This window comes from Acidimicrobiia bacterium, assembly GCA_029210695.1.
GTDB lineage: Bacteria > Actinomycetota > Acidimicrobiia > Spongiisociales > JAHEDJ01 > JAHEDJ01.
Window position 1 is genome coordinate 19,148 of sequence record JARGFH010000037.1, and the last position, 18,300, is coordinate 37,447.

Below are 18,300 nucleotides of genomic sequence, written 5' to 3' on the forward strand. Positions count from 1 at the left end.
CGTTCCCACCACGATAAGGATTGCGCCGTTTCTCTCCTTTGCTCGTGCGTGGGTCGCTCCCGTGTATCGGGAGGAGCTAACGCAAGAACGGATTGGAGGGTGGGCAGGGTCCCCCTTTCCCTGCCCCACCTAGTGGTCCGGTGCTCTGTCTAGGGGCTAGTTGGTGGCGACATGACCTGCGGCGGGTCCAGGACAATGTCGACCATCGTTCCCTTCTTGATCCGGAAGTTCACCTGCAGGTGCAAAGGCTTCCCGTTCGGGTCGGCCCGCATTCCCTTGATCGGATCCTGCGGATAGCACCAGTGTTGGCCGCCGAGGCTCCAGTAGGTCTCGTTCTCGTAAGGCGCGTAATCCGGGTAGATGTCGTCGGGATCCCAGTCGGCATCCCTCGGCAGGTATCCGTAGGCGAGGTCGAAGGTTGCCGTGTAGCTCGCACCGGTCTGGTCGGCCCACTCCTGTTTCAGCACACAGATGTCGCCGGGCGACGCATCACGAACGAACACCACCAGGTTCGAGATGGCGCCGCCAAGGGGCGTGACCGTCACCGTGCCAATCTCAGTCTCGCTCGGCGCCGGCGTCCAGAGGCATTCGAACCTGGTCGCGCCTGAACCGTTGATGCCAGATAGCACGTCTGTTGTGCAGGCTTGTACTTCGGAAGGCTGGGGCGCCGTTGTCGTCGTGCTGGAGCAACTGGGGTGATCAGGTCTGTAGTCGGGCGATTCTGGATTGCAGAAATCCGGGGGAGCGGCTGCCGCGACGGCTGCGAGCGTCAGCACCAACGCTAATACCAGCACCATTCCCGTGGTGAATCGCCATCTGCTTCCTATATCTGAGACCCTGACGGGCTTTGCCTTGTGCGGTTCTTTGGCTGATGCGTGTTTCATGAATTCTCCCTAGTTCGATGTGTTTCCGATCCAGACGGCGGCATCGCTTCCGCTGTATCCCACAGCCAGCAGGCGGCCCCCGCCGGCATCGATAACGTCGGTCATGGCTGTTTCTACGAGTAACTGGCCAACCACCAGGTCATGTTCGAAGTGCCACTCCGAGTTGATGGAGGACACGAACGCGGTGTCTCGATCCCAACCAACGGCCACAACCCCGCTCTCGGTCTCGAGGAGCGCCTTCACCGGGTCGTGTTTGAGGTTGGCAGTGTTGAAGAACACCTTTGGCTGGGCTCGAGCAAAGGGCGCTGTGTCGTCCCAAACCCGGGTCCAAGCCAGACCGTTGTCCGAAGTCCAGAGGGCCATTCGGGTTGGTGAAGTACCTGCGGCGATGAGGCCCGTCTCGGTGGTCGTCACCGTCCAGATGAAGTACGGCTCGGACTCGGCGAGATCGTCGCTTTGCTCGATCAGGCCGCCAAACACCGATGGGTCACTGGGGAGTCGTGTCCATTCGTATCCGTCCTCAGACACCCATACGGCTCCCCGCATGATTCCTTCTCCGGTTTCAGCTTGGTTGAGGTCGGTCCCGACAGCTATGAATCGTTCGCCCGTGTATGTGACATCGTGCATCCATTTGCTTGATGGGCCCCCGAACACATCTTCGTCGTGAGCGATCCGTTGCCACTCGATCCCGTCCGTTGAGACCCATACCGCCGCATCGCTGTGAGCCGAGCCAACCGCCACGATCAACCCGTTGCCCACGGTGACGGCTTCCATCGCCTGGTCACCGGCATCAGGGGATGAACCGTCGCTTGGCCCGCTGAAGACTCCACTCGGATCGGCCACCCTATTCCAGGTCAATCCATCGGCAGATGTCCAGACCGCGGCATCCAGGTCGTCGCGTCCATACTCCTGATCGAAGCCGTAGATGGCGGAGAACGCATCCGGTCGGAATTCCTGTTGCGATCTACGAAAACCAAAATATGCCTGGTCGACGATTCCAACGGCGACGAGACCGGGTCCGGCCTCCACAACGTCGATGATGTCCTGGCTGCCGGGCCCACCGAATACCGCTTCGTCATGTGGAACCCTGGACCAGTCTGTACCGTCTTCTGAGATCCACACTGCTGCATCCCAACCATCCTCCGGGGTTGGTTCGCATGGCCCGGCGCAGTCGGTGCCGACGGCGACGAACCGGGAATCGAAAGCAATGACCGACTCGATGTGTTGTGTACCCGTGGTTCCCAAGTCGCCATTTGTGTCGGATATCCGCTCCCAGTCGACCGTGGCCCAGCTGATGGCCGGTTCCGCCGTCGCGATTACAGCGGTGGTGACAGTTTCTACTTCGGGCTCTGCTGGGACTGACTGTTCGGGCGATGGGGAAGGAGCGGTCGTCGGAGCAGGCGCCGGCGTCGTCTCGTCCACGAATGGAGCCTCTTCTCCGCCGAGAGGTGCGAGGAGCGCGGCTAGTCCGATGATGATCACCAGCGCGGCCGCCGCTGCCATGGCAAGGGCCCAACCTCTGCGCCTCGGAGCCAACCGGCGACGATCAGGTTCGAGGACAGGGACCCGGAGAGTTGATCCGAAATCATGCATCTCGTCGACGGCCGGACGAAGTCGTTGATCGAGCGTCATGACGTCCCCCCTTCTGTTCCCAGGCACTCGGCAAGAGTTGCCCTACCTCGCTGCAGGTGGGTCTTCACCGTGAAGGGTGAGCATTCAAGTATTTCGCCGATCTGCTGGATTGATAGGTCTTCTAGATAGGTGAGGGCGATGACCTGTGCCTGGCGCTTCGGGAGGCGGCGGACCGCCGCCCATACCTCGACAGACTCCGCCGAAAGTTGCGGGGGAGGTGCCGGTGCCTTGTGTTGCAGTCGGAGAAGAGCGCGGCTTTCCGCTCCGGTTCGGCGGAGTCTCGACACCGACTTGTTGGCGACCACCCTGCGCACCCAGGCGGCGGGAGAGTCGTACCCCGAGATCTTCTGCCAGTCACGCTGAGCGGCAATGAACGCATCCTGGGCAAGATCCTCGGCAGCCCACCGGTCGCCGGTCAAGGCACAGGCAAACTCGACGACGGGCCGGTACTCCCGTTCATAGAACTCCGCGAACGGCGCCGCTTCGAGCGTTCGTATCTCCTGTGAGGCTTCGGCCTCGCGTCCCATCTGCACCCTCCACCCTTAACTCGCACCAGAGGCCGATGCTGGAGTACAAGGTTGTTCCATGGTGGACGGAGCGGCCTACCGGGCACAGGGTCCAACGGCCCCAATCGCGCCCATTCCCCATAACCACCTCCGGGGTCACGCCCGTCGCGCACTCCGGGAGGAACTCACGCAAGAACAAGCAAGGGTGAGGTGGGGTCAGCCCGCCGGAGTGATTGTGGCGGTGAGAGTTCCCTCGGAGCTTCCAACCGGAATCCAGTCGTTGACGATCTCCTTGCCCTCCTTGGTGAAGAGAGTCACCGAGAAGGTTCCGGTTCCATAGGACTTCAGCGAGAACATCTCGAGCACCTCTTGAACAGGTCGCCCGTTCTTGGGATTGACCCCGAACTGCCAGTAGTAGTCGAACAGGAGGTTCACCAACGTGACCTCTCCGTCTCCGTCGACCTCGAGGATGAGCGTCCCGCCGAACGAGCCGTCGGGCACGTACGGGCCGATTCCGTGGCAGCCGCTGAACGCAGCGGCCGATGCACCCCATCCGGCGTCGTAGTCGCGCTCCCATGGGACAGCGAGGTTCACTCCGACGACTACTTCGGGCGATAGGCCAGCTGACAAAGTGCCTGGAACCGTACCGGTCATGGGGATGGTGCCCTCCGTGGCGCACGTGGTGTTGAGAACTCCGCTCAGTTCGACCTCGAACCGATCCGGATTGCCCAGCGGTTTGCCCCCCTTGGCGGCCATCGCCGGCGTCGCGGCCAGCAGCATCATCAGCACCAGTGCGATCATCGCTATGCGTTTCATATCCGTCTCCTAGTAATCCGTCGGGGTGCCGACCCATACCGCGGCGTCGCCGTTGCCCTCGAGGAGGCCTCGCTGGGCAAGGTTGTTGCCGAAACTGCCGCCGACGATTATGTGGTCTTCGAACTTCACGATTGAGAACGCTTCCGACTGGCGGGACTCCGATCTGGGGTTGCCGAACACGTCCTGATCCTCCCGTACCGTCCATGTGAACCCGCCGTCGGTCGATTCCCAGACGGTGGCGGCCGTTGCTAGGTATGCCTCTCGCGCACCTACGGCGACGATCGTGTCGTCGACGGCAATGATGTCGTGGACCTGGTCGGCTGCATACCCGTCGTTCTCTTCGTAGCCGCCCCTGAAGGTCCAGGTGAAGCCGTCCGTGGAGAACCAAACGAGTCGGCGGGATCCGGAACCCAGGGCGAAGTATCCATCTCCTGTCTCCGCCATGGCAGCGAACCTCCCCTGGAAGCTGGGTGCCGTCTCGACCCCGGCGGACTTCCAGTTCGTGCCGTCGGTCGAATACCAGGCGGCTTCTCGATACGCCCACTCATCATCGGGGCCGACGGCCCCGACTGCCAGGATGGCGGTTCCTGTGGCGATTGCATCGGAGACATACGATCCCGGTACATTTGCCCGTGTCCACGAGCCTCCGTCGGGCGATGTCCAGATCGCCTCGCCAACGGCGAGGAAACCGGTAGGCGTGGCGATGATCCGTGCATCGGACCGTAGGGGGCCCGACCCCAGGCGGAACGCGTCGCCGTCGTCGGGGACCCTGGCCCACGTCGATCCATAGTCGTCGCTGTACCAGAACGCCATGACCTTCACGGCCGGGTCGATTTTGACATGCGATTCCCCAGGACGGTGCAGGACGTCGATTCCGATCGCGACCAGGCGCCCATTTCCTTCGGCGATGTCGAGGAGCCATCGCCGGGAGTCCTCGCCGTACGGGCTCTGTTCAGAACCGAAGGCGTCCGTTGCGTCATTGACGCGATGCCAGTCGAGACCGTCCTCCGACGCCCACACCGCAGGTGAGTATCGATCTTCACCAACCGCGATCAGTCCCGAGGACACGCCGCGAATCGAATAGATCTCCTGGTTCCCTTCACCGCCGAGGTCGGGGTCGGCGACACGAGTCCATGCGTATGGGGATCCGGCCGGGCTAGCCGGGGTTGTGCCGGGCGAAGTCGAGCCAGTCGGAGCGACGATGCCCGGCTCGTCGGCCACCGGAGCGTCGGGGCCGAACGGTGCAATAAGGGCGATGGCGATCAGGGATACGAGGCAGACGGCCGCGGTGGCGGCCGCGACGGCGAGTCTGTTCAGCCTCCGAGGAAGTCTCTCGAGGCCCGGTTTGGGGACGGCAAAGGCCGATCGGACGTGACGGTTGAGGTCCGAGGCGGCGGATTGCAGACGTTGCTCGAGCTTGGTCATGCTTCCTCCTCGACGAGTTGCAGCTTCTGAGCGAGCGATTGTTTGGCTCTCTGGAGATGGGTCTTGGCGGTAGTGCCTCGGCAGCCGAGTATTTCGGCGACCTCGGGAATCGTGTACCCCTCGAGATAAGTCAGCGCAACGACCTGGGCTTGCCGCCTGGGAAGTGACCGAACGGCCTCCCACAGTTCGACTGTCTCGGCACTCAGTGCATTGCCGCGCTCACCGCGAGGCTCGGCGGCGAGACGGATCACCGCGTTCGTTTCAGAGTGGCGGCGCCGGATCCGTGAAATCGATCGGTTGGTGACCACCCGCCGAAGCCAGGCATGCGGGGCGTCGTACTGTGCAATGCGATCCCAGCGTTTCTGTGCGGTGATGAAGGCTTCCTGGGTGATGTCCTCGGCAGCAGCTCGGTCCCCGGTGATCGCGAACGCCAGTGCAACCGCCGGGTGATACTGCGAGCGATAGAACTCACCGAACGATTCGACCTCAGCCGATGCCCTCACTGTTATCCCCACATCGACGCCTTCGAAGGATGTCATCACCAGTTAACACGCCCGAACGCCCTGAAGAGGAGGACAGCGTCCCGCTGCGTGCAGCACGGAAGTTGGCGGTCCCGCATCACACCGGCAAACCTGCCCCCCTCCCCGAGAAGACTCGGGACTCCCCCCACTTCGTGGTGGGAGAACGGGGTATACGACGTGGTCTCGTATCGAACGAGGGTTGGCTTTTGCGTTTCTCCCTCGCGGAGCGGGGGAGATGCTGAGTCTTCGAAGCAGAGGGGACCCCGGCGACGGTCCGCCTGGTGGTAGTCGCGCTAGCTGCTTGCCTGCCCGGCTATACCCGCCAGCAACTCCCGGTACGACACGGCGAACTTCTCGACACCTTCGTCTTCGAGAACCTGGACCACGTCGTCGTAGTCGACACCGGCTACCGCCAGATGGTCGAGGGTGGCCCGGGCGGCGGTGATCTCCTCTGCTCCGAACGGCGTTGGGTCGGGATCGCCGTGGTCGCGATAGGCGTCGATTGTGGCCAGCGGCATCGTGTTCACAGAGTCGCCGACGATGAGCGGCTCAACATAGAGCAGGTCGTCGTAGTCGGGGTTCTTGGTGCTGGTGCTGGCCCACAGGGGGCGCTGCAGCTGGGCTCCGGCTGCGGCGAGCGCCTCCCAGCGCTCACCGGCAAACGTATCCAGAAACGCACCATATGCGGCTTGAGCGTTGGCCACGGCAGTCTTCCCGCGTAGTGCCAGAGCGGCGTTCGTCCCCAGGGCCGTAAGGCGGTTGTCCACCTCGCTGTCGAATCTCGACACGAAGAACGACGCCACCGAGGCAACCGGCCCCGGGTCGCCGCCGGACGCGAGCTGGCGCTCAATGCCGGTCAGGTAGGCATCCATCACCGCGAGGTAGCGATCCAGGGAGAAGATCAGGGTTACATTGACCGAGATGCCCTCAGAGATCAGCTGCTCTATGGCGGGCAGTCCGGCTTTCGTGGCCGGAACTTTGATCAGCAGGTTCTGCCGATCGACCCTCTGCCACCAGGCGCGGGCGTCTGCAATGGTGCCTTCGGTGTCGTGGGCGAGTTCGGGGGAGACCTCGACGGAGACGTGCCCGTCTTGCTTGCCGCCCTTCGCCCATATGGGTAGGAGAACATCGCAGGCATCCTGGATATCGCGCTTCACCAACTCCGCGTATATGGCCTCTATGCCGGCTCCGCCGGCGGCGAGCTGCGAGACGGCACCGTCGTAATCCGAAGATCCGGTGATGGCGTTGGCGAAAATCGTCGGGTTCGACGTGACGCCGCTGATCCCGTCTTCGTCGATCAGTCGCCTGAGCTCGCCATTGTCGAGCATCGACCTGGAAACCTGATCCGACCAGACGCTTTGTTTCAGTGCAGAGATGGCATGAAGAGTGGACATGGGCCAAAGATATCAGTTCTGAGTTCTGAGTTCTGAGTTCTGGGTTGTCGCGGGGCCAATTGCCAATCGCCAATTGCCAAACGTCAATTGACCTGATTGGCGACAAGTAGGCTTCGATCCCAAACACCCGGCCCCATCTACAGGAGCTATCCTCCGCCCCATGCCACGGAGGATCCTGATCGCCAAACCCGGCCTCGACGGCCACGATCGGGGTGCCAAGGTCATCGCCAGAGCATTGCGGGATGCCGGTCACGAGGTGATCTACTCGGGTCTCCACCAGACACCCGACCAGATCGTCGAGACGGCCATTCAGGAGGACGTCGACGCGATCGGCCTCTCCGTTCTCTCCGGCGCGCACATGACCCTGTTTCCCAAGGTCGTGGAGGCCCTCCGCCGGCGAGACGTCGATGACATCGTCGTGTTTGGCGGTGGAATCGTACCGGATGACGATATCCCCAAGCTCAAAGAAGCGGGTTTGGCGGAGATCTTCACCCCGGGGGCTCCGCTCTCGGAGATCACCGACTGGGTGTCAAACAACATCCCCGAACGCTGAGTGAGCCACCTCGAAATGAGCAGCATGCGGATCAACGCGCGTCGTGAAAGTGGCGTCCACTCGAGCCGGAGACTGGAACGGATATGAAGATCCACGAGTATCAAGCAAAGCAACTGATGGCGGCGCGGGGGATTGCGGTCCCGTCCGGCGTGGCGGTCACGACCGTGGCTGAGGCGGTTGGAGCGGTTCGATCCCTGATCGAGAGCACCGGCAACCCGGTGGTGGTGGTGAAGGCTCAGATCCACGCAGGCGGGCGCGGGAAGGGCCGCTTCAAGGAGCATCCAGATGTGGCCGGGGTGAACGTGGTCACCGACGGGATCAGAGGCGGCGTCGAGGCTGCCGAAGAGCAGGTCCGGCATCTCGCAGCTCGCATGCTCCGCTCGACGCTGGTCACCATCCAGACCGGTGATGAGGGCAAGCAGGTCAATCACTTGTATGTCGAGCAGGGCATCGACATTGCTCGTGAGCTGTACCTCTCGGTCCTGCTCGATCGCGCCGTTTCACGCAACATCGTCATGGCTTCGACCGAGGGCGGCATGGAAATCGAAAAAGTCGCGGCGGAGACTCCCGACAAGATCCTCCGGGAGACTGTCGACCCGGCGATAGGGCTGGCCGGCTTCCAGGCGGCCCGGCTCGGGTTCGGGCTCGAACTCACCGGAGATGCCCATCGGAACTTCGTGAAGTTCGTGACCGCACTCACCTCGCTGGCCGTCGAACTCGACACAGATCTGGTGGAGATCAACCCACTCGTCATCACCACGGACGGTCGGGTGATGGCACTTGACGGCAAGATGGCCTTCGACGACAGCGGGCTCTTCCGGCACCCGGACGTCGAGGAGATGCGCGACGAGTCGGAAGAAGACCCGGCCGAACTGGAAGCAAAGGCAGTTGGTCTTTCGTATATCAAGCTCGACGGCACCATCGGCTGCCTCGTCAACGGAGCCGGACTGGCGATGGCCACGATGGACACCATCAAGCACGTCGGTGGCGAACCGGCCAACTTCTTGGACGTAGGCGGGGGCGCCGACGCCGATCAGGTGGCCGCCGGGTTCCGGATCATCACCCGTGACCCCAATGTGAAGGGCATCTTCGTCAACATCTTTGGCGGCATCATGCGCTGCGACGTTATTGCTTCGGGGGTCGTGCAGGCGGTCAGGGATGTGGGCCTGGAGGTGCCGCTCGTCGTTCGCCTCGAGGGCACCAACGTAGAAGAGGGCAGGCGGATCATCGAAGAGTCCGGCCTGGATGTCATCTCCGCCGTCGATATGAAAGACGGCGCCGAGAAGATCGTGGAGTTGGCCAAGTGAGCATCCTCATCAACAAAGACACCAAAGTCATCGTCCAGGGGCTCGGGAACACCGGACAGTTCCACACGGACAAAGCGATCGCCTACGGAACGCAGATGGTGGGGGCGGTGCACCCGTCGAAGGCCGGGACAACCCACGTATTCGAGGGAGAGACGGACCACTCGGGTGTGCAGGGCCGTCCCGACTCGTATCGGGTCGAAGTCCCGCTGTTCTCATCGGTCCGGCAGGCGGTCGAGGAGACGGGCGCAGACGCCAGTGTGGTGTACGTGCCGCCTCCGTTCGCCGCAGACGCCATCATGGAGGCCGCCGAGTCGGGAATCAAGGTGATCGTGGCGGTGACGGAGGGCGTTCCCATCGCCGATATGGTGCGCGCCAAGCGCTATCTGGCCGACAAGGACACTCGCCTGGTCGGGCCGAACTGCCCCGGTGTGATCACCCCGGGCGAGATCAAGATCGGCATCATGCCCGGGTATATCCACCAACCCGGAAAGATCGGTGTCATCAGCCGGTCGGGAACCCTCACGTACGAAGCGGTCTATCAGCTGACCAGGCTGGGTCTGGGGCAGACCACCGCCGTCGGAATCGGTGGCGATCCAGTCAACGGAACGAACTTCCTCGACATGTTGAAGCAGTTCAACGCCGACCCGGACACCGAGGGTGTGGTCATGATCGGCGAGATAGGTGGTACGGCAGAGGAAGAGGCCGCCGAGTGGATCAAGGACAACATGACGAAGCCGGTGGCAGGGTTCATTGCCGGAACCACGGCGCCGGCCGGCAAGCGCATGGGACACGCCGGCGCGATCATTTCCGGTGGGAAGGGAACCGCCGCAGCCAAGATCGCCGCGTTGCACGCAGCGGGCATCGAGGTGGCGGAAACCCCGACCGACATGGGTACCGCCATGGTCCGGGCGATGGGCTGACCCAGACGTTTCTCGGCAATGCTGTGTACGGAAAACCGTACATTGCATTGCGGAGAATCTGAGGAGATGGACTTCTTCATCGTCGGACTCGGTCTGGGCCTCGCCGCCGGGCTCGCCCCGGGGCCGCTCCACATGCTGGTCCTGACTGCGTCGATGCAGCGCGGGTTCGCGGCAGGGCTGCGAATAGCCATTGCCCCCCTCCTCACGGATCTGCCGATCGTCACCGCCGGGGTGCTGGCCGTCGGGGCGATGCCCGACGCCGCGGTTCGTGTCCTGGCCTTCGGCGGCGGTCTATTCATCATCTACCTCGGCGTCGACGCGCTGCGATGGAGCGTCGAGGATGATCAGGCGGCGACCCCTGCTATCGACCTCAGGCGCGGCTTCATCGCCAACTTCCTCAACCCGCACCCCTGGTTGTTCTGGCTCGGAGTCGGCGGACCGCTCCTTCGTTCCGCCTGGGAGACCTCAGCAGCCTCGGCGATCGCGTTTGTGGTGGCGTTCTATCTCCTGTTGATCGGAACCAAGGTGTTGCTGGCGGCGGTGGCTTCCAGGGGAACGACTTTCATAGAGACAGCCTGGTACGGATGGATGATACGACTGGCCGCCGGTGCACTGATGGCCATGGGCCTGTGGCTGGTCGTGGGCGCAATCCGCGACACCTTGTGACGTGAACGTTGCTTTCCATCATTGGACACGTCACCACGGCCCTATACAGTGTCGGTCATGACTCCACAGGTCGCAGTCGAGGTACCGCTGCTCGGGGACGAGCGGCACAAGAATTGGGCGAAGGTCGTCTACTCGGTAGACACTTCCGTTTCGTCCGGCTGGGCATATGACGGCGAATTTGTCGCCGCCGGCGCGATTCAAGATGTACCGGCCGGCGGTGTACTGCTGGTCTACGGCGAGCGCGGGTCGCGCGCCAACCCGGTCATCGAAGCTCGTGTGTATCAGATCAACCCGGAGGGGACCCTGAGCGAGCGCGGCATCGGCAAGGGCCGAGGGTGGGCGCGGACCGTGCGCGACACCGTCGAGCAGTTGCTGTCGGAAGAGACCCCGGGGCCGATTGTCGATCTGTCCGGATATGCCGATGTGGAACTGATCGAGGAACTGGCCCGGCGCGGCTACCAGGTCGATGGAGGGAGCAAATGATGCATGCAATGCAGATCGCGGAGCTCGGGGGTCCCGAAGTACTCGAATGGGTAACGGTCCCACGACCCGAACCGGGAGCCGGCGACCTGCTTGTGCATGTCGAAGCTGCCGGTATCAACTTCATCGACATCTACCAACGGAGTGGCCTGTATCCACGTGACCTCCCGTTCACGCTCGGCCTCGAAGGGGCCGGCACGGTGGTAGAGGTGGGGCCGGGCAGCGATGGCTTCGAGGTGGGTCAACGAGTTGCTTGGGCGACTGCACCCGGATCGTACGCTGAGTACGCCCTAGTGCCTGCCGAAGTGGCCGTCCATGTTCCGGACGCGGTGGCGCTGGATGTGGCGGCCGCAGTGATGCTCCAGGGTATGACCGCCCACTTCCTGGCGATGGACACCTATCCGCTCGACGCAGGAGAGAAGTGCCTGATTCACGCAGGCGCCGGCGGTGTAGGGCTCCTCCTGATCCAGGTCGCCAAGCTGCTCGGAGCGGAGGTGTTTGCCACAGTCTCCACCGACGAGAAGGCCTCGCTGGCGAGCGAAGCAGGTGCAGATCACGTGATCAACTACACGGAAGGCGACTTCGGAGATGCGGTCGAAGAGATCGTCGGTCCGAAGGCGCTCGACGTCGTCTACGACGGAGTCGGCGCGGACACGTTCGACCGCGGGCTGGAGCTTCTTCGCCCGCGCGGGTTGATGGCTCTGTTCGGGCAGTCGAGTGGCGTCGTCAAGCCGCTGGATCTCGGCAAGCTGGCCCGGTTCGGTTCGTTGTATGTGACCCGTCCATCGCTCTTCGTCTACATCGCCCAGCGCGTCGAGCTCGAGCGCAGGGCTGCGGACGTCTTCGAGTGGATCGCTTCCGGGCAGTTGAACGTGCGAATTGGAGCTCGCTTCCCGCTGTCGGGTGCCGCAGATGCTCACCGGGCGCTGGAGGCGCGTGAAACGACCGGCAAGGTGCTTCTCGAGCCCTGAAATCCGCCGAATCACGGTTTCTCAGCAATGCTACGTACGGAAAACCGACCATTGCATTGCGGAGAAAACGTCAGAACTCAGAACCCAGGACAATCACGTGCAGATCCTTCGGGCCGTGCACGCCCAGGTTGAGGGTCTGCTCGATGTCCGCCGTCCGGCTCGGCCCGGTGACGAACACCAGATTGGAGGTGTGGCGGGCAGCGTCGGGGTGTTCCGCAATCCAATGGGAAAGGCCCGGCACGATGTCCTGCTCTCTCAGCAAGGCGATGTGGGCGAGCGGAATCAGCGACGCCATCCGTGATCGACCGCGACCGGCCTCGAGAACGATCGACCCCGATTCAGCGAGACCGCCGGAGGTACCGGTGATGCCCACCTGCAGGTCCATGTAGCGAGCCTGATGTTCCAGCCGCGTCTCCTTGCCAATGATCGGATCGACCACGTCGACGAGCAACCGGTCGATCAGTCCCGGCACCGGCAGGTGCTCGGGATCCCAGGTGAGCACCTCTCGTGCTCCGTAGGTCTCGAGAAGGCCCGCAATGATGCGCACCACGTCGTCGTTGCCGGCTGCCCGATGACCAATGCCGTCCACGGCCTCGAGACGCTGGAGAAACCGATCGACCAGGTGATCTTCCGGCAGATCCGGCAGGAGAGGTCCCGGTGGGCTCTCGGGCACCGGTGGCAACTCTGAGGTGGTTCCTGCCGACCTCACTCGCTCGAGGAACAGCTCACGTTCCACCGTTCCGCTCCTTCCATCTCGCATGAAACGGCCGGGTGGCCGGTCGGGGCAGATCTCGATGGTCGGTCCAGGCTGCACCCTTCCCCGGCAGCGAAGAGATCCAGCCCTTCCGTCCCAGGACTTTGGAGCCGAGGCCGGCTGCCCGCAAGGCAGTGCGCCAGAGCGCGGGCCTGGTGGCCAGGCCCGCGTACCAGCCGATGACTCTTTCGAGGCCCGGGGGCGGGTAGCCCTGGGCGACTGCATCACGACGAAGGCGAAGCAGGAGTTCGGGAAGGTCGATCCTGACCGGACAGGCGTCGAGGCAGGCGCCACACAAACTCGAGGCGTAGGGGAGGTCGTGCCAATCCTCCAGGCCGAGGAGGGACGGGACCAGCACTGCACCGATTGGCCCTGAGTAGGTGAACCCGTAGGCGTGTCCACCGGCTTCCCGGTAGACCGGACACACGTTGAGGCACGCCCCGCACCGTATGCAGGCGAGTATCTCGGCAGTGTCTCCTCCCAGAACCCGGGACCGGCCGTTATCGAGGATGACGACATGGAACTCATCCGGTCCGTCGGGCTCCTCCGGCCGACGCGGCCCGGTGATCAGGCTCGTATACACGCTCAGTTTCTGACCGGTCGCACTCCTGGCGAGAACCTCCAGAATCACGGCGGCGTCTCCGAGCGTCGGAACGATTCTCTCCATCCCCATGATCGCAACGTGAACTCTGGGAGCGGTGGTCGTCAGCCTGCCGTTTCCTTCATTCGTGACGAGCGAAACGGTTCCGGATTCGGCGATGGCGACGTTGCAGCCGGAGATCCCCATGTCTGCGTCCAGGAAGATCTGGCGGAGGTGGCTCCTGGCGATCCCGTTCAGTTCCTGGGGGTCATCCGTGTATTCGACGTCGAGCTTGTCTGCGAACAGACGACCGACATCCTGGCGGGTCTTGTGCATGACGGGCGCGATGATGTGCGAGGGAGTATCCCCGGACAGTTGAATGATGAACTCACCGAGATCCGTCTCAACGACTTCGAACTCGCCGGCCTCGAGGGCGTCGTTGAGGTGGATCTCCTCCGTGACCATCGACTTCGACTTGACGATCCGGCCTACGTTTTCCCGTTCGGCGAGCCGGCGGATGTACCCGATAGCTTCCTCGCCGTCGGCTGCAAAGAAGACGTGACCCCCCTGCGCCTCGACCTCGTCGGTGAAGCGAGCGAGAAGCTCATCGAGATGCGCCAGCGAGTAGAGGCGTATCTCCCTAGCCCGATCGCGCATCGAGTCCATGCTCGGGAACTCCTCGACCGCGGTGAGCCGATGAGACATCATCCGGCGGCTGCCGGTGTTGAGGGCAGCAACGCCCGGACTGCCGAGACCTTTGCGCGCCCGATCGATGAAAGCAACGGGCACCATCACGATGCCGGCTCCCCGTTCAAGACTTCCGCGATGTGCTTGACCTCGATGGTCGATCCCCTGCGGCGGAGCCCGCCGGCGAGGTGCATGAGGCAGCTGACGTCTACGCCGACGAGGAGGTTGGCTCCGGTGGCTTCAACGTTGGTGAGCTTGGTGGACATTATGGATGCAGAGACCTCCGGCAACTCCACCGAGAAGAGGCCGCCGAATCCGCAGCAGGTCTCCGCGTCCGGCAGATCGACCCGCTCCAGGCCGGAGACATGGTCGAGGAGGGTTTCCGGTTGAACGCGGATGCCCAGGTTCCGAAACCCGTGACAGGACGGGTGGTAGGTGGCGGTTCGACCTGCGCAAACAGCTCCGGCATCGGTGATCCCGAGTTCGTCAACCAGGAAGCTGGAGAACTCCTTGACCCGGGCGGACACCCGTTCGGCGGCCCCCCGCAGTTCGTCGTTTCCGTCGAACAACTCCGGGGTGTGGTTGATCATCATGTCGGCACACGATCCGGAGGGCACCACGATCGTGCCCTCGGTGGCGTCCAGAACCTCGATCGTGTGCTGGGCCATCTCCCTGGCCTGGTCGTGGTATCCCACGTTGAAGGCGGGCTGACCGCAACACGTCTGATCGAAGGGGAACTCGACTGTGCAGCCGTGGCGCTCGAGAACGTCCACTACGGCCTCGCCGACCTCCGGAAAAAAGGAATCGACCAGGCACGTGACAAAGAGTTGCACCTTCACCATGGGCTGCACCCTATCCGATCGGGCCTAGGATCGCTGCACCAACACGGGAAGGTGTTCGAGTGCGTCCGCTGGCCGTCGGAGTCCAGTTGCCGGAAGTGGAACGAGAGGTGCGCTGGCCGGAGATTCGATCAATGGCCGTGCTGGCCGAAGCGGTCGGCTTTGATTCGATCTGGCTCGGAGACCACCTGGTGTATCGTCCGGAGGATGCAGACCCGCGCGGACCGTGGGAGGCGTGGTCCATGCTGGCGGCGATCGCGGCGGTGACCGAACGAGTGCAGATCGGTCCGTTGGTGGCCGCCACCGCCTTTCATACCCCGGCGATGCTGGCCAAAAAGGCAGTGACGGTCGATGAGATCTCGGGCGGCCGGTTGATCCTGGGCCTCGGCGCCGGTTGGAACCGCACCGAGTTCGATGCTTTCGGATACCCGTTCGACCATCGTGCCTCCCGCTTCGAGGAAGCCTTCCACCTCATCCGGCGATTGGTAGGCGGAGAGGAAGTCGATCACCGGGGTGGGTACTACCGCCTCGATCAGGCGGTGCTGCTGCCGGCCGGGCCGCGGCCCGGCGGCCCGCCGATCCTCATCGGTTCGCAGGGGCCCCGGTTGCTGAAGGCAACGGCTCCCTTCATGGATCAGTGGAACGGCTGGTATGCGTGGTACGGCAACCGGGCCGAGGGCCTGCCGGACCTGCTGGCCAAGCTCGAAGATGCATGTGAGGCAGTCGGTCGGGACTCCTCCGAGATCTCCAAGACGGTTGCCGTGCTCGCCACACTTCCGGGCGGTCGTGGCCGGATCCACGGCGACGCCGAGCAGGAGGGCAAGAACCCGCTGGCCGGTTCGCCCGCCGAAATCGCCGATGTGCTCGGCCGGTATGCCGGATTGGGGATCGACCACGTGCAGATGGTGCTCGACCCCATCACCGAAGGATCGATCGAATGGTTCACGTCTGTTCTGTCCGAACTGGATGCCTAGCTTCTTTCGACGAGACGATCCAGCGAAGGAACCCCCGGGTCTTCGCCCGGGCTTCGGATCTCAGGCGGTGAGTTCCATCCAGTTGGGAATCCCGTTCTGCCACGACGTGACAACGAGGTCGTGCATGGCATCGACGATGTCTGGATCGAACTGGGTGCCTGCGTTGTCGCGGAGTTCCTGAAGTGCTTGATGGACGGGTTGGGGATGCTGATATGCCCGGTCGCTGGTCATGGCATCGAACGCATCGGCCACCGACAACACCCGGGCCGTGAGCGGGATCTCCGAATTCCTCAGGCCTACCGGATAGCCCCGTCCGTCGAATCGTTCGTGGTGACAGAGAACTGCCTGGGCGATCTCTTCGTCGACCAGACCCGTGAGCATCTGAAAGCCGATGAGCGGGTGGCGGGCGACCTCGATCATCTCGAACGGGCTGAGTTTGGTGGGTTTGTCGAGGAGGCGGCGTTCGACTTCGACCTTTCCGATGTCGTGGAGGCGGGCCGCGATCTGTACCTGGATGACCTGGATCGGGCTGAAGTGGACGGCTCTACCGAGGGCGGCGGCGAGGATGGCCGTGCGCCCGCTGTGATCGGCGAGGGCGCGATCTGCGCTGCAAATGGAAAGCCACAGTTCCTCGACCATTCCTGCTCCCGTCGTTTACCTCTCTCACTGGTATCGGCAAAACCCGTGCTCAATCTTGAGGAGCAGTTCGGCAATAACGTGACGGGTACCCTGCGCACCGGCTCAACTCGACCGGCCACCCGGGAGTCGTTCTGCGACAAAGCATTCGACGCGATAGCGGATCGATAGCTCAGCCCGGCCGGTCGTGTCGGGATGGTGGTCGAGAATCTGCCTGACTTCATCGAGTACGGCGCGGCGTTCCACCTCCGGCAGGACGGCCACATGGCTGACTGAGGCGAGGCGCTGCACCACCATAGGTGGAGAGGCGACCTGCTCGTGGAAGAACCGGGCGGCATCAAACCGGGAGAAGCCGGGGATCCTCCAGGCAGCAGAGGAGCGCGTTTGATCATGGTCTCTCCATGGGGCGTGCTTCTCCACTCGATCCATGATCGACCACACCGCATCGACCCAGTCAACGGTTCGATCGCGAGCATTCCAGAGCAGGCCGATTCTTCCGCCCGGCCGGAGCACACGGCCGAGCTCCGCATGTGTGGCAGGGTTGTCGAACCAGTGGAAGGCCTGGGCGATAGTCATCGCGTCGACGGCGCCGGTTCGGAGCGGCAGGGCTTCGGCAACGCCGGCGACTACCGGGATATCCGGTGCGGTGCGGTGCAGGAGGGCTCGCATCCCGGCAACAGGCTCGACGGCCATCGGCCGGGCGCCACGCTCGGCGAGCAATCTGGTGAGTTTGCCGGTTCCGGCGGCAAGATCGACGAGGATCGCGGCCGGGTCGATTGCCAGGTTCGCCATCACCCAATCGACGGCTTCGGCCGGATAGCCGGGCCGGGCTGCCTCGTAGGCCTCCGCAGCCGAACCGAATCCGTCAGCGGCTACACGGTGGATTGCCATGAGCGCATTCTGGCGGAGTTCAATCGGATCGATGCTCCAATTGTCAGCAGACCTCGCCATCGAGGTCGCACGACGGCGCCTCGACAGTTCCAGGCGTCCGGTCCTCGAGCCACGCATGCAGGGCCGCATCGGCATCCAACGGTGACGCCCAACCTGCGGTGAGATAGGCGGCCGCTTCGCCATCCCGGGCCAGCAGCGCAGGGAATCCGCCGACACCCCAGCGCCGGGAGAGCGAGAAGTCGCCCCAGGTCAGCTTCTTCGTGACCTCGGATGCCATCGTGGTGAGGAACTCACCGCGATCGACGGGGAACTCGTCGACGAGGTCGGGGTAGACGCCGGGGTCGGTGACGTCGACGCCTTCGGAGTAAAAGGCGCGCTGAACTCGGGTGAGGAACGGCAGGGCCTGGGATTCATCGATCTGACGCATCGCTACCACCGCCACGGCTGCCTGTTCGGTGTCGTACACCCAGTCGTCCCGATCGAGGAATCTGTGATCGAAAGGTTGTCCGGAGCGTTCTCCCACCGCCGTCCATGCCCGGGTGAGATAGCTGCGCATTCCGTCGCTGAGAGCCTCGGCGGCAGCTCCCGGCCGTAGTCCGCCCATGACGACCTTGATGGGAAGCTCAGGATGGTGATCCGCCAACGCCTCGATGCTCGGAGCGAACCCCCAACACCAGGAGCACATCGGATCGGCGACGTATATCAATTCGAGGTCGGACACAGTGTGCTGGACCCTATCTACCAACCCGGGCTATGCAGACGAAACTCATAACCTAGAACTCATAACCTAGTGGTCTGTCGCTGAAATGGCGAACCGGTGTAGTGTTGGGGGATGGTTGCTACTGCTGAAGCGTTGCGGATGTC

At 63.3% G+C, this 18,300-nt stretch carries 20 protein-coding genes; 7 read left to right on the forward strand and 13 right to left on the reverse strand.

Annotated elements, in window-relative coordinates:
• Positions 1–149: 149 nt before the first annotated feature.
• The 7 genes from P1T08_12280 to tal all read right to left on the reverse strand — a co-directional run bounded on the left by P1T08_12280 (position 150) and on the right by tal (position 7,178).
• Complete coding sequence (locus P1T08_12280; protein MDF1596846.1) at positions 150–884, reverse strand: hypothetical protein; 735 nt, start codon at positions 882–884, stop codon at positions 150–152.
• A 9-nt stretch (positions 885–893) separates the two neighbouring features.
• A complete protein-coding gene (locus P1T08_12285; protein MDF1596847.1) occupies positions 894–2,516 on the reverse strand; it encodes a hypothetical protein in 1,623 nt (540 codons plus the stop codon).
• Complete coding sequence (locus tag P1T08_12290) at positions 2,513–3,043, reverse strand: SigE family RNA polymerase sigma factor (protein MDF1596848.1); 531 nt, start codon at positions 3,041–3,043, stop codon at positions 2,513–2,515. The genes P1T08_12285 and P1T08_12290 overlap by 4 nt, the downstream gene beginning before the upstream one ends.
• A 195-nt stretch (positions 3,044–3,238) precedes the next feature.
• The gene (locus tag P1T08_12295) at positions 3,239–3,838 is read right to left on the reverse strand and encodes a hypothetical protein (GenBank protein ID MDF1596849.1); all 600 of its coding nucleotides are present in this window, start codon (positions 3,836–3,838) and stop codon (positions 3,239–3,241) included.
• A 9-nt stretch (positions 3,839–3,847) separates the two neighbouring features.
• Entirely contained in the window at positions 3,848–5,263 is a 1,416-nt protein-coding gene (locus P1T08_12300) for a sialidase family protein (GenBank protein MDF1596850.1), read from the reverse strand.
• Positions 5,260–5,802: a sigma-70 family RNA polymerase sigma factor gene (locus tag P1T08_12305; GenBank protein ID MDF1596851.1), complete on the reverse strand. Its 543-nt coding sequence runs from the start codon at positions 5,800–5,802 to the stop codon at positions 5,260–5,262. Before P1T08_12305 ends, P1T08_12300 begins: the two co-directional genes overlap by 4 nt.
• Before the next feature lie 275 nt (positions 5,803–6,077).
• Complete coding sequence (tal, locus tag P1T08_12310) at positions 6,078–7,178, reverse strand: transaldolase (GenBank protein MDF1596852.1); 1,101 nt, start codon at positions 7,176–7,178, stop codon at positions 6,078–6,080.
• A 160-nt stretch (positions 7,179–7,338) separates the two neighbouring features.
• Here tal and P1T08_12315 point away from each other — a divergent pair, with 160 nt between their 5' ends.
• The 6 genes from P1T08_12315 (at position 7,339) to P1T08_12340 (ending at position 12,075) form a co-directional block, all read left to right on the forward strand.
• Entirely contained in the window at positions 7,339–7,731 is a 393-nt protein-coding gene (locus tag P1T08_12315; protein ID MDF1596853.1) for a cobalamin B12-binding domain-containing protein, read from the forward strand.
• 83 nt (positions 7,732–7,814) lie between these two features.
• Entirely contained in the window at positions 7,815–9,038 is a 1,224-nt protein-coding gene (sucC, locus tag P1T08_12320) for an ADP-forming succinate--CoA ligase subunit beta (protein ID MDF1596854.1), read from the forward strand.
• Positions 9,035–9,958, forward strand: coding sequence for a succinate--CoA ligase subunit alpha (gene sucD / locus P1T08_12325; GenBank protein MDF1596855.1), 924 nt, complete (start codon positions 9,035–9,037; stop codon positions 9,956–9,958). The genes sucC and sucD overlap by 4 nt, the downstream gene beginning before the upstream one ends.
• 66 nt (positions 9,959–10,024) lie before the next feature.
• Positions 10,025–10,624, forward strand: coding sequence for a LysE family transporter (locus P1T08_12330; GenBank protein ID MDF1596856.1), 600 nt, complete (start codon positions 10,025–10,027; stop codon positions 10,622–10,624).
• Between the two features lie 57 nt (positions 10,625–10,681).
• The gene (locus tag P1T08_12335; protein ID MDF1596857.1) at positions 10,682–11,107 is read left to right on the forward strand and encodes a hypothetical protein; all 426 of its coding nucleotides are present in this window, start codon (positions 10,682–10,684) and stop codon (positions 11,105–11,107) included.
• Positions 11,107–12,075: a quinone oxidoreductase gene (locus P1T08_12340; protein ID MDF1596858.1), complete on the forward strand. Its 969-nt coding sequence runs from the start codon at positions 11,107–11,109 to the stop codon at positions 12,073–12,075. The genes P1T08_12335 and P1T08_12340 overlap by 1 nt, the downstream gene beginning before the upstream one ends.
• Before the next feature lie 70 nt (positions 12,076–12,145).
• Here the strand turns inward: P1T08_12340 and P1T08_12345 are convergent, their stop codons facing one another.
• Genes P1T08_12345 through P1T08_12355 form a run of 3 tightly spaced genes read right to left on the reverse strand, consistent with a single transcriptional unit; the run spans position 12,146 to position 14,938 of the window.
• Positions 12,146–12,811, reverse strand: coding sequence for a lactate utilization protein (locus P1T08_12345; protein ID MDF1596859.1), 666 nt, complete (start codon positions 12,809–12,811; stop codon positions 12,146–12,148).
• Positions 12,801–14,201, reverse strand: a complete 1,401-nt coding sequence (locus P1T08_12350; GenBank protein MDF1596860.1) for a LutB/LldF family L-lactate oxidation iron-sulfur protein — start codon at positions 14,199–14,201, stop codon at positions 12,801–12,803. Before P1T08_12350 ends, P1T08_12345 begins: the two co-directional genes overlap by 11 nt.
• Positions 14,201–14,938 (reverse strand): (Fe-S)-binding protein, encoded by a 738-nt coding sequence (locus tag P1T08_12355; GenBank protein ID MDF1596861.1) that lies wholly within the window; start codon positions 14,936–14,938, stop codon positions 14,201–14,203. The genes P1T08_12350 and P1T08_12355 overlap by 1 nt, the downstream gene beginning before the upstream one ends.
• 59 nt (positions 14,939–14,997) lie before the next feature.
• On the opposite strand from P1T08_12355, the gene P1T08_12360 reads away from it, so the two are divergent.
• A complete protein-coding gene (locus P1T08_12360; protein MDF1596862.1) occupies positions 14,998–15,909 on the forward strand; it encodes an LLM class flavin-dependent oxidoreductase in 912 nt (303 codons plus the stop codon).
• 60 nt (positions 15,910–15,969) lie between these two features.
• Here the strand turns inward: P1T08_12360 and P1T08_12365 are convergent, their stop codons facing one another.
• The 3 genes from P1T08_12365 to P1T08_12375 all read right to left on the reverse strand — a co-directional run bounded on the left by P1T08_12365 (position 15,970) and on the right by P1T08_12375 (position 18,157).
• A complete protein-coding gene (locus tag P1T08_12365; GenBank protein ID MDF1596863.1) occupies positions 15,970–16,548 on the reverse strand; it encodes an HD domain-containing protein in 579 nt (192 codons plus the stop codon).
• 102 nt (positions 16,549–16,650) lie between these two features.
• The gene (locus tag P1T08_12370) at positions 16,651–17,436 is read right to left on the reverse strand and encodes a methyltransferase domain-containing protein (protein ID MDF1596864.1); all 786 of its coding nucleotides are present in this window, start codon (positions 17,434–17,436) and stop codon (positions 16,651–16,653) included.
• Positions 17,437–17,479: 43 nt separating this feature from the next.
• A complete protein-coding gene (locus tag P1T08_12375; protein ID MDF1596865.1) occupies positions 17,480–18,157 on the reverse strand; it encodes a DsbA family protein in 678 nt (225 codons plus the stop codon).
• Between the last annotated feature and the right edge of the window lie 143 nt (positions 18,158–18,300).